An 8,636-nucleotide genomic window follows, 5' to 3' on the forward strand; every position below is an offset into this window, starting at 1 on the left:
TTTACTGAGCATCAATTCCATCAGGGAGAATATTTTAGTACCTATGAATGCACTTCAACCATCTAGAACTCCACTACAGCCAATACCAAAACGCCGAGCTGCTCCTCGTCCAAAACGGCAATTACGACAACGTTCTTACCAAGTTTTGGCACTAGAAACAACAGCCAAAATAGGAGTTAACGTTTTAGTCTCAGCAGTAGCAATATCGGCTCTAGTAAAGCTTTTACCATTTCATCAATCACAGCAAGAAAAGTTGCGAGAAATCCGCACTGAAGTCAAGCTCATGGAAGAGCGAGTCAGTAAATTGCAGGCAGAATTTAGCCGGAACTTCGACCCAAGTCAAGCCAAAGCTATTATGCAAGAGCAATCACATCGATTAGCTCCAAATCAGCGCCCAATTGTCCTTCTAAAACAGGAAACCTCTGAAATTAAACAAGCAGAGTCATCAAATTAAGTAAGCTAATATTTCAGATTTGGAATTGTGGTTAATTGAGATTTACTGACTGAGGACTATTTATAAATAACTTAGTCATTAAAAAAGCTATTAGCTAATAGTTAAGTCGCAATAGACGATTTGTTTAGATCTCTTTACTTGCTAAAAATTATCCATAGCCAAATCATAAACTTCACAAATGTATGGAAAAGCTAAACTTAATTCTAGACTCAACCATTAGCAGCAAGCTTATTTTTGATGATCTAACTCAAAATATAGTTGCTTAAATAGCTAACAAATTATAAAAAATGGTGGCGACAATGGATTAAATAAATGTTAATTATCCCGTCGTCATAAAATACAGGTGTGTAAAATCTACCTATTTAAAATGTGAAATAGAAGTAAGTTCTTTCAACCAACTTTCAACTTGCAAACGCAAGCGCCAGCCTGGATCTTTCCTTGTTGTGCAAGACAAAGGTAGTAAATTCAAAGCACGACGATAGTCAGCGATCGCACAATTCCAGTCACCCCACAAATGATAAGTTCTACCACGCTCGGCAAAAATGTGTCCTTCTAATTGCTCAAAAAGCAATGCCATCTCAAAATTATCAATAGCTTTTTCATAGTCGCCCAAATCGCGCCAGGTAATACCTTGATTCAGCCAAGCTCTAACATAACTAGGATTCAAATCCAACGCTCGCTCGTAGTCGGCGATCGCTGCAATTAATTCTCCACGCGCTGCATAGTAGTTTGCTCGATTGTTATAAGCGCTAGCTAACTTAGGATTCAGTTTTAGAGCCTTATTATAATCACAGAAAGCTTTTTGCCTTTGTCCGCATTGAAAGTAAATTAATCCCCGATTGTTGTAATCAATGGCATTGTGCGGATGACGATGAATTAGTTGACTCAATAGTGTGATCGCTTCAGTGTAATCTCCTTGTTGAGCCGAAGTTAAAGCACACAAGCGTAAGTAACTGTCACCAAAAGCAGAGTAATCGTTACTATTAGCCTCTATTTCATGTTCATTAGTATCTTTAATTACATTTATATATGGGCAATTTCGCTGCTGACTAGATTTTAAAAATGATTGACTGTTCATATTGTCCTGCCTGGGGTATATACTTTTTGAACTCAATCTATAATTTTTTTAGTACTTTTAACGCTGCTCCGGCGTTACTCGCTAAGGTGTTTATGAGTACTTGGAAGCATTCTATCTGAATCTCATTATGTGCAACAGGTGTATGCAACAGATGTGAGTATTCGTCATATCCAATAGATCCTCAAACTTAAGAATGAATACTTCATCCCTAAGTTGAATTCCTGAAACTACAAAGATCAATCGAACAGAATAGTCAATTCGTAGGAGCAACAACTTGGTAAAATGCCAACAAGCGACTCAGACATTTTTTAGTTGATAATTATAATTTTGAAAAATTTTCTTATGGCAACAGCAATTACTTACCCAAATGCACCTGATTTAACAACCGATGATTATGTTGTCATCGGTCTAGCAACTTGCTTCATCAAAGAAGACGGAGAAGTTCATCAAGTAGAAGTTATAGAACCGATTCCCTCTGCGGCGTTGGAAGCGATCATTAAAGGTATTCCCACTTCCTATAGATTTGCTTGTGGAACAACTTTAGGAAGTGTACTTGATGGCGAGACACTCACAACACCTGCTAACTTCCCACAAAAAGCCCAATTCTGTGATGAATTTGCATTACGGGCGATCGCTGCGGCACGAACTTACAAACGTAGTGCTACTACAAAATCTCTGATTCCTCTAGGCAGCACTTATACCGATTTGAATTATTCTACAGAAAGAAAGCGGGTGCTAAACGCTACACGTGTAGTATCTAAAGAAGATAACGTCAAACAGCACTCTCACACCCACAAAGTTTTATAAATTGGAGATAGTAGTTAGTAGTTAGTAGTTAGTAGGTAATGTTTAATTTTTGAGAAAAGAAGCATTTACTGATACAGTTAGATACAACTAATAACTGACCGCTAATGAGCAACAATCAACGAAAAATACTATGTTAAAACTTTACGGTGGCGCTCGCAGTCGGGCATCAATTGTTCAATGGTATATAGAAGAATTGGGAATTCCCTACGAATTTATCATGCTAGATATGCAGGCTGGAGAACACCGTAAACCAGAGTATCTAGCAATCAATCCGATGGGTAAAGTTCCGGCGATTGTTGACGGTAATCTTCAGATTTGGGAATCTGGGGCAATTTTACTTTATCTCGATGAGAAGTATGGCAAAGTCAAGCATTCTTTAGAAGAACGTGCCAAAATAGCTCAGTGGGTGTTGTTTGGCAATTCTACCCTAAGCACAGGTATATTTATGGAAGCTACCCGTGAGCAGGAATTACCCCGCCTGATGACTCCCCTAAATGAAATTCTCCAGCGCCAACAATTTTTATTGGGTAATACATTTACTGTCGCTGATGTAGCAGTTGGATCTGTTTTAGCTTATATTACGACTCTACTTAAGCTAAATCTGAGTATCTATCCAGCTTTATTTACCTACTGTAAGCGATTATCTGAGCGTCCAGCGTTTCAAAAAAGCATTGGTTCTCGTAGTTAAAGATAGTAGATAGTATAGAGAGCCAGAGGCTCTAGTTCTCGTTACCAGGTTGAACCTGGTAACAAGAGTTTGTGGGCTGATGCCTCCAGGCTCTTAACCAATGTACTGACGCGAAATTTAGCCATTAGCCATTAACCACTAAATACTGTACGGGCGGGTTTAAAAGAGAAATTATCAGTTTTAACCGAAAAATCATCAATGAAACCCGCCCGGCAGTCGCTACAATCGGGAGAACCCGACGCCAGTTGCTTTATGCCGGAGAACCCGTCCACCGCACTGGCTCCGCAACGCGCTGCCTCCCCTACTAACCACTAACCCAAATTTAACGATAGTTTGTAAATTGCAAGGCAACTGGATAATCTTCTTGCTTTAAGCGTTGGATGACAGATTGTAAATCATCTTTATTTTTAGCACTCACACGCACCGCATCGCCTTGAATTGAGGCTTGTACTTTTTTGAATTCGTCACGAATTAACTTGGAAATTTGTTTAGCAATCTCTTGACTAATACCTTTTTTCAGTTTAATTTCTTGGCGAACGCGGTTACCAGTGGCTGATTCTACTTTGCCAAAATCAAGGATTTTTTGAGAAAGGTTACGTTTAGCTGCTTTTTCTCTCAAAATGTTGTGTACAGACTCTAAGGTGAACTCACTATCGGTGTTGACTACAATATTTTCTTCACCTAACTCTATTGTCGTTTGAGTATCTTTAAGATCATAACGGCTTTTAATATCTCGTGCAGTTTGATCCACAGCGTTAACCAATTCTTGTCTGTCAAAGTCGCTAACAATGTCAAAGGAATAGGTAGAAGCCATAGTAAAGAGTTAGTAATTGGTTGTTGGTATGGGTGATTTAACTTAATATTCAGCCTTTTTAACCAAAGATATTTTAGCTAAATCCCTCCGTACAGTATTTGGTAGTAACCATCAACTAATTAGTAGCCTTGATAATACTCAAGACAAAAAGAGTAGTAATTCCAAAAGAGCCAACGCCAAACATAGCAGAGCGCAAAATGGGTTGATTTAAAATATAAAAAATTGAGTATAGTAAACGTGCTAAGACAAACGCTAAAGCTGCTCCTACAGCTAGTGGAGAATTGACTCCGGTTGCATATGCCGACAATGCTGCTGCAGCAAATAGCATAAACGCTTCAAAGGAGTTTTGGTGCGCCCAAGTTGCCCGTTGGGCATAAGGTGGTAGCTTATCAAACATGGCACGGGGAGCAGATATATCATACCCAATCATGACACGAGCATAAACCACGACCAGAAATGGCAAATAAATTAATACAGCCGCTGCGGCAATTGAGTACAAAAAAATTGCTGAAATGGGAATTTTTAATAGGTACATTAACATGAAAAAGATTAAAAATCTTAGGCTTTTGATGTTTTGGCGTAGCCGCAAAGCAGCTTAATATTAGCGCTCGTCATCGCAAAAACTCAAGGACACTTGCAAGGCAGTTTTCCTTTCTCGCAATGTGTCCGCAGTATTTACCCATAAGTTATTGCTAAAAAATCATTAGTCTCCATATTGACTATATCTACCTTCATCATGAAAGAAGATATGACAACTTGTAACGAGAGTGAGGTACAAAATCCAAGACTCAAAGTCGTAGATGAAGCCTGTTTTACTTCTGACTTTTAACTCCTGTAGACGTCCAAAGGGCGTCTTCCCGTAGGATATTCTGCTATGTGTATCACTGACGTCTGGCTAATGATTAATCAAAGTAGAATAGCGTCACCACTTTTCTTTGTTCTTCTGCATCCTTACAAGTTTGCAAAAGAGTACGACTGTCATGAAACGCAAAGCAGATTAGTTGCTGGCAACGGGAGATAATCTCCTTATTACACAAGTAACTCGCTTCGGCTAAAGACAGATGATCGTTAGCAGGATTTTCCACCAGATGCATAACTTGTTCGAGTTGCTGGCGGGATTCGTTGGGCTGCCTTTCCAAGCTTTGGGGCAGAATCACCGTTAATAAATTGGCATCAGCCCGCATTGCTCCCTTGATGGCAGCTGAATTAGTACCCGTAGCGCCAGATGTGATGATGCGGTTGCCAGATAAAACTAGGGCATAGGACATCATCTCAATAAGATTTTGATGTGTAATTGGTACATGACGAGAACCCAACAAGGCGATCCTTTTAGAACCTGTTTGTTGGATTGTCGCCAGTTCCTGCACTAATGTATCGACGTTGATAAGGTCTATTGACTGACTCAAAGACGGACGGAATCAGATTAAACAACCTAGTTATTTTAACAGAACCAGAGCAAACGCAAAGCTGCTTTGAGTGATATATCACTATAATTTCAGACTTCTTAACTAATGAGGGGTTTAGGGGACGATAAGTCCGGCACTCTAGCTAATCAGGTGAGCATCAAGAGGATGTCACCTAAGCAGCTTGATTGCTTGTTGGCACCAAGCAAGCCAATGTGTTTCATAACTAATGCCATTCAGGAGAGTCAAGAACTGAAACTTGGCTTGTTCCGACAGTTCCTGAGGTTTTTGAAAGTACTGTTGCTCTAAAGCTTTATATGTAGATAATCTTTCCAGATGCGCTTGCTGGTGACGCTCTAGCTCTTCCAAAATTACCTCTCTAGAGGCAGCATACCCACCAAATATTTTCACCAATAAATCGTCTTTGATTGGTGTGGGATCACATGGTTTTGCAATCCACTCCTTTAGCTGCTGTTTTCCTAATTCTGTTACTTGATAAAGCTTTTTATCGGGACGTCCTGATTGTGACACTAACTCAGAAGTAACCCAACCTTGAGCCTCAAGTTTGGACAATTCACGGTAAATTTGCTGGTGAGTTGCCTGCCAAAAAAAACCGACTGAGCCGTCAAATTGCTTGGCTAAGTCATACCCACTACAAGAACGATCAATCAGAGAAGCCAAGATAGCGTGTGCTAATGCCATAAAAATCTTTTATATCAAATATGCAATTTTTTGAATATACTAAATTAATATACAACTAGTTGCATATTCAAAAATTTGAATACACGATAAGGGTTTGTTGACGACAATAGCAAGAATTGTACGTCACAACACACCTTGTTAAGAGATATGTCGTCTATTCGACTTAGGAGAATAATCTTATGGTATTAATTTCAGTTACGCGCTTGCACTTGAGAGCACCTCTTTATCTACCAGCCTTTTTGTGGCACAATATCTTGACTGTTTGGCAAATTCTCAATACTCCTGGATTTTTAAGCGGCAAGCTGTGGAAAGACGAACACGGAGCATTTTGGACGCTGACTGCTTGGAGAGATGAGTTGGCTATGCGCAATTACCGCAACTCTGGTTCGCACCGTCAAGCTATGCGACACTTGCCACATTGGTGTGATGAAGCCGCAGTTGTTCACTGGCAACAAGAAGATAGTAAATTACCTGATGCGGGCAAGGCTTACCGTCGTATGGTAGTAGAAGGTCATTTTACAAAGGTGCTTCATCCATCAGTTGCTCATATGAGTCGAGAAATTCCAGATCTAACATCAGCAAAAGCGATCGCATTGCATCCTCTGAAAAAAAAAGGTGACTTATACCAATGCGTGGATTTTGGATTAAAACCATTGATTAACAGGCTATTCTAGAATTTTGAAACCAGACTGCCGCGTGCCAAATTGGTATCATACTAATTCACATTCACAAACAATTAATCAAGGCACAGCAATGCTGTGCCTCTACCTTCCATCTTCATAACTGAATTAAAGGTGGGAGAAATCCTAGTTATGGTAAAGCTGCTGCTGGACTTAAATCCAAGAGATTGAGCAAACGCTTAATATCAAAATGTTCAGCCATTAAATTGCGAATGCAGTGAACTTTAATTGGTTCGTGAACACGCACTTGCCCAAAAGTCTTATCAACAATTTCCACAGTAGTGAGAGTATCTAAATCTACCGATAGGATAGGTATTTCTAACTCTTCAGCCCGATTAAGAATAAAAGAGGGTGGTGGTAGTTGTCCGGTAAGAATCAGACATTGAGTCGAAGTTTCTAAAGCTGCTTGTTGAATTTCCACGCGATCGCCTCCTGTCACTACTGCCATATTTCGGCGCTTACGGAAATATTTAACGGCGGCGTTGACATTCATTGCCCCAATGGCTAGACTTTCGACCATCAAATCCAGGCGATCGCTGCGACAGAGAACTTCTGCATTAAGTTGGTGTACCAGTTCACGCACGCTAACACTACGTAGCAAGTCATTTCTAGGTAAGATTCCCAGCACAGGAATTCCTTGCTGTTCTAAAAATGGGCGGATAGTTGTATCAAAGATTTGTGTTTGTTCAGCGGGAACATCATTGAGTACAAAACCAATTAAGCGTTTTCCCAAACGCTGCTTTGCTGATAGTACAGCCTCGATTGAAAGTAGCGACTGATAGCGCGTTACTAACAACACGGCAGCATCGATGACTTCTGCTACTTGTGACAAAGACAAGTTATACAAACTGCCTTCTTCTAAGTTACCTGGCCCTTCCAGTAACACCAAATTACCAACTGACATTTGTAGATATTTTTGTGCTAAAGACTGCCGATAATCCGTTGTATCTTCTCCGCACAAGCGTTTTTGCATGGTAACTTCGTTTAACGCCAGCAGGGTGGGTGCAATACGATTTTCTGGCAGGTTGAGACTAGCTGCAATAAACTGGACATCTTCCTCAACAGCACTTCCCGAAGATTCACTCAAGCACGTACCTAGCGGTTTGCCGTAAGTAATATCCAGCCCTTGTTGCTGTAGTAAATGAGACAAGCCTAAAACCGTCGCAGATTTACCACTGTAAGCCTCCGTCGAGCCAATTAATAAATATTTAGGGGATTTTGGCACACATACACTCCTAATTTCAAAAGTTGGTACAACCTTTGCTTAGTGTTTATTAATTTTAGGGCGAACGAAGGCGATCGGGTTGCAGCTAAAGACGCAAAAGGAATTTATTAGCTAATTTTCAAGAAGAATTTCCGACTAAAAATCGACTTGCTTCTTAATCAAGGTGTGCCAAAGTCCAGTATTTTTGGGGGTATTTTACCAACAGATCCAAAATTACTCGTCTATTTTGAGCAGCTTACGGTAAAAAGTTTGAGAAAAATCAGTGACACGATAACGCTTGTAATTTTCCATTAATTCAATTAAATAATTTATAAACTCGAAACTTGCCATCATTACCTCATAATTTAGCTCCGCATTGCCATCAAACTGAACACGGCAACGAGTTAAGTCTGAAGGCAGTGCAGCAACATTCCAAGTCGCAACAAAAGGGATATTTTCACTACCCTCTATCTTGCGCTGCCCCTCCAAGACACTTTTTTGATAGAGACTAATCGCATAGGGCAAGAAATTCCTCTTGCTGGCTTGAGTGTATGGCATATAGACATTGGCTTGCTGCTGAGTGACAGGCTGGAGTTGCTCGATAGACATAACTTAAATACTTCTCAAGTGGGTTGATCCAAGTTCCATTAGGGGATGGGGTGTAAGGGTGTAGGAGAGCAAGAGTTAACTTATACATCTACACCCTCAGTGACAACCAGGCATATGAGTGACCTTTGATAGTATTCCCAAAAAAGTGCCTTGATACACAGCTGCTTGTGGAAGAGGAGGGGGAGATAAGGGAACAG

11 protein-coding genes are annotated in these 8,636 nt (G+C 40.3%); 4 read left to right on the forward strand and 7 right to left on the reverse strand.

Annotated features, from left to right (window positions below):
- The first annotated feature begins 43 nt into the window (after positions 1-43).
- Positions 44-454 carry a hypothetical protein gene (locus U2718_RS26220; protein WP_342002770.1) on the forward strand — a complete coding sequence of 137 codons (411 nt, stop codon included), beginning with the start codon at positions 44-46 and terminating at the stop codon, positions 452-454.
- 358 nt (positions 455-812) lie between these two features.
- Here the strand turns inward: U2718_RS26220 and U2718_RS26225 are convergent, their stop codons facing one another.
- Entirely contained in the window at positions 813-1,532 is a 720-nt protein-coding gene (locus U2718_RS26225) for a tetratricopeptide repeat protein (protein ID WP_342002769.1), read from the reverse strand.
- Between the two features lie 342 nt (positions 1,533-1,874).
- On the opposite strand from U2718_RS26225, the gene U2718_RS26230 reads away from it, so the two are divergent.
- Positions 1,875-2,339: a hypothetical protein gene (locus U2718_RS26230; protein ID WP_342002768.1), complete on the forward strand. Its 465-nt coding sequence runs from the start codon at positions 1,875-1,877 to the stop codon at positions 2,337-2,339.
- Between the two features lie 130 nt (positions 2,340-2,469).
- Positions 2,470-3,027, forward strand: coding sequence for a glutathione S-transferase family protein (locus U2718_RS26235; RefSeq protein WP_342002767.1), 558 nt, complete (start codon positions 2,470-2,472; stop codon positions 3,025-3,027).
- 322 nt (positions 3,028-3,349) lie between these two features.
- Here the strand turns inward: U2718_RS26235 and U2718_RS26240 are convergent, their stop codons facing one another.
- The 4 genes from U2718_RS26240 to U2718_RS26255 form a co-directional block, all read right to left on the reverse strand.
- On the reverse strand, positions 3,350-3,841 hold the full coding sequence (locus U2718_RS26240; protein WP_342002766.1) for a YajQ family cyclic di-GMP-binding protein: 492 nt from the start codon (positions 3,839-3,841) through the stop codon (positions 3,350-3,352).
- Between the two features lie 115 nt (positions 3,842-3,956).
- Positions 3,957-4,382 carry an MAPEG family protein gene (locus U2718_RS26245; RefSeq protein WP_342002765.1) on the reverse strand — a complete coding sequence of 142 codons (426 nt, stop codon included), beginning with the start codon at positions 4,380-4,382 and terminating at the stop codon, positions 3,957-3,959.
- A 361-nt stretch (positions 4,383-4,743) separates the two neighbouring features.
- Positions 4,744-5,247, reverse strand: a complete 504-nt coding sequence (locus U2718_RS26250; protein ID WP_026087467.1) for a DNA-processing protein DprA — start codon at positions 5,245-5,247, stop codon at positions 4,744-4,746.
- A 168-nt stretch (positions 5,248-5,415) separates the two neighbouring features.
- Positions 5,416-5,946, reverse strand: coding sequence for a PadR family transcriptional regulator (locus U2718_RS26255; protein WP_342002764.1), 531 nt, complete (start codon positions 5,944-5,946; stop codon positions 5,416-5,418).
- 179 nt (positions 5,947-6,125) lie between these two features.
- Here U2718_RS26255 and U2718_RS26260 point away from each other — a divergent pair, with 179 nt between their 5' ends.
- Positions 6,126-6,620: an antibiotic biosynthesis monooxygenase family protein gene (locus tag U2718_RS26260; RefSeq protein WP_342002763.1), complete on the forward strand. Its 495-nt coding sequence runs from the start codon at positions 6,126-6,128 to the stop codon at positions 6,618-6,620.
- Positions 6,621-6,756: 136 nt separating this feature from the next.
- Here the strand turns inward: U2718_RS26260 and U2718_RS26265 are convergent, their stop codons facing one another.
- The gene (locus U2718_RS26265; protein WP_342002762.1) at positions 6,757-7,851 is read right to left on the reverse strand and encodes a phosphotransacetylase family protein; all 1,095 of its coding nucleotides are present in this window, start codon (positions 7,849-7,851) and stop codon (positions 6,757-6,759) included.
- Between the two features lie 213 nt (positions 7,852-8,064).
- A complete protein-coding gene (gene ebsA, locus U2718_RS26270; RefSeq protein WP_289792740.1) occupies positions 8,065-8,439 on the reverse strand; it encodes a type IV pilus biogenesis protein EbsA in 375 nt (124 codons plus the stop codon).
- Positions 8,440-8,636: the final 197 nt, after the last annotated feature.

Source organism: Chlorogloeopsis sp. ULAP02 (genome assembly GCF_038404745.2).
Taxonomy (GTDB): domain Bacteria; phylum Cyanobacteriota; class Cyanobacteriia; order Cyanobacteriales; family Nostocaceae; genus Chlorogloeopsis.

Bases quoted from the DNA above. Each gene is read 5' to 3' on its own strand.
- U2718_RS26220 (WP_342002770.1), top strand. From the start codon at position 44: ATGAATGCACTTCAACCATCTAGAACTCCACTACAGCCAATACCAAAA.
- U2718_RS26225 (WP_342002769.1), bottom strand. From the start codon at position 1,532: ATGAACAGTCAATCATTTTTAAAATCTAGTCAGCAGCGAAATTGCCCA.
- U2718_RS26230 (WP_342002768.1), top strand. From the start codon at position 1,875: ATGGCAACAGCAATTACTTACCCAAATGCACCTGATTTAACAACCGAT.
- U2718_RS26235 (WP_342002767.1), top strand. From the start codon at position 2,470: ATGTTAAAACTTTACGGTGGCGCTCGCAGTCGGGCATCAATTGTTCAA.
- U2718_RS26240 (WP_342002766.1), bottom strand. From the start codon at position 3,841: ATGGCTTCTACCTATTCCTTTGACATTGTTAGCGACTTTGACAGACAA.
- U2718_RS26245 (WP_342002765.1), bottom strand. From the start codon at position 4,382: ATGTTAATGTACCTATTAAAAATTCCCATTTCAGCAATTTTTTTGTAC.
- U2718_RS26255 (WP_342002764.1), bottom strand. From the start codon at position 5,946: ATGGCATTAGCACACGCTATCTTGGCTTCTCTGATTGATCGTTCTTGT.
- U2718_RS26260 (WP_342002763.1), top strand. From the start codon at position 6,126: ATGGTATTAATTTCAGTTACGCGCTTGCACTTGAGAGCACCTCTTTAT.
- ebsA (WP_289792740.1), bottom strand. From the start codon at position 8,439: ATGTCTATCGAGCAACTCCAGCCTGTCACTCAGCAGCAAGCCAATGTC.